General features: G+C 58.9%; 3 protein-coding genes. All 3 read right to left on the reverse strand.

The genetic code is table 11. The features are described 5' to 3' along the window. Nucleotides 1–674: DUF4261 domain-containing protein (locus AC1D1P_RS22295; RefSeq protein WP_477674487.1), on the reverse strand; the 674-nt coding region annotated here is incomplete at its 3' end. A 165-nt stretch (nt 675–839) separates the two neighbouring features. After that, on the reverse strand, nt 840–1232 hold the full coding sequence (locus tag AC1D1P_RS22300) for a hypothetical protein (RefSeq protein WP_477671184.1): 393 nt from the start codon (nt 1230–1232) through the stop codon (nt 840–842). A 113-nt stretch (nt 1233–1345) separates the two neighbouring features. Next, nucleotides 1346–1824, reverse strand: a 479-nt coding sequence (locus tag AC1D1P_RS22305) for a hypothetical protein (protein WP_477674488.1), incomplete at its 5' end; no start/stop codon positions are given.

Here is a 1824-nt window from a genome sequence, read left to right on the forward strand (position 1 = left end):
ATGTTCATGAGCAGGGAGAAAACTTCCAGGCCATTTCGGTTCACGTCCTTGGCTTCGATCTCCCGCAGGTCAAACTTCTCCATTCCTTGTGTGGACAGCGAGAACCCCTTCTCCACATCGGTTGAGATACGAAAGTTAGTCCAGAGCCAAACGGGCGGCCCCGCACGACTGGCCTGCCCGCTCTGTTTCAGGAACGCTTCTCGGGACTGCAGGCTCGCGCCCCAATAGCTTGCGATGGCATTCTGGTCCATCAGCGTGGCCACCACATCGGTCTGCAAGAGATAAGCGTCCAGCTGATCGAGATTCGTGTCCAGAATACTGACGTAGACATGGGCTTTGTGCCGGGCAGTCTCTTCGCAGGCCCTCCTCCAGTACCAGGCGCCTTGGCACAAGTCGTCAATCTGGCCTTTTGGCAGGGGCGCATCGATCAGCCCAATCATCACGGTGCCACCCCGCGATCGAAGAAGAATGACCTTTTGGCCGTCTGTTTCCATGTCATCAATCTTGACCCTTCCCTTGAGCCGCACCTCAAGCTGTGCACGAAAGGCCGCTGCATCGGGAAGCCTTGATTCAGCAAGAAGTACAAACGAGCTAGTCCTGACCTTGCTGGGCTCTGCAGCCGTGGCGAGTGTTGAGGTGATGACAAACGCAAGCAGGGCTAAAAGTGAACGCATGGTGTTGTGTGTGATGCTTTCCGCGTATTAAGCCTGTGGTCCGCGTCAGATAGCAAGAGTGGAATTGCCGTCACGTGCACAGCTTAACGCTTTGGAAGGGCCGTGCTGACCGGTTTTCCGATCAGCACCTCCCGATAGAAGGGTTCAGTGCCCTTTTTAGAGTACTCAAGGCACATCGTGCGGATTGTATTTGCCGGCGACAAGAAAGTAGAGCGCTATGGGCAAGCAGGCAATCCCGATCACCACTCCGATGACACCGAACAAAGAGGTAGCCAGGCTCATGGCGATCARCCCAAGGCCTCCAGTGAAGATTGCGACGGCCAGGACAACCCTGATCAACAGCGGCATGGGCCGCCAGTGGGATTCTTCGGCTTCATCCTGAGCTTCGGTCGAAGGGCGCAGAAGGACTGAGCTGACGTATCCGGCAACAACGGCAGCGACTGCCATCTTGACGAATGGCCACAAGGAGATGCCGGCTCTCAGATCGGTCTTGACGGTCGCGACGACATAAATCAGCCAGAAGGCCCAGCACGCACCGACGAGTAGAAGTTTTTGCATGGCCGGTGACGCCTAAGGTTTGAGATACCCGGTACAACCCTGCTTGGCGAGGCGGCCAAGGCCAACAATGGCGGCTACACCATTGAATGGAGGGTTCCGGGCGCCACGCCGGCTCATGTGGGYAGGCCGCATGCGGCGATAAACGTTTCCAGAAAGCCAACCATCGGCGTGCCGCGCTCGCGGTAGCGAGACAGCTTGCCCGATGCCCGGGCGGCAAAGTCAGGCGCATCTGCTGCCCTGGCGATGGCGAGGTCGGCATGGTGGTTCATGGGTGTCCAGGTGGTGGGCCGACGCAAGAACCGAAACGGGCAGTCGGCATCCGGTACGCGGTTGGCCCAATGGTCCAGCGCCTGCCAACTGTCGATCCCTGCCAGCAACGGCAGTGCATGCGCCAGCACAGCGGCAAGCTCAGCCGCGGCGTGCTCCGTTGCCGGGCCGTTGTTCATCGCCATGGTGTATTGGTTCTCGCCACCCGGCAGCACGCCAGTGAGGCTCAATGGCAGGTTGCGCGCGTCGGCCAATCGCTTGAGGTCAATCTCCAGATCGAAGCTCGCCATCGACGAGACAGCGGCTTTCATAGGGGCCGGATACC

This window comes from Polaromonas sp. P1_E1_2, from assembly GCF_056406035.1.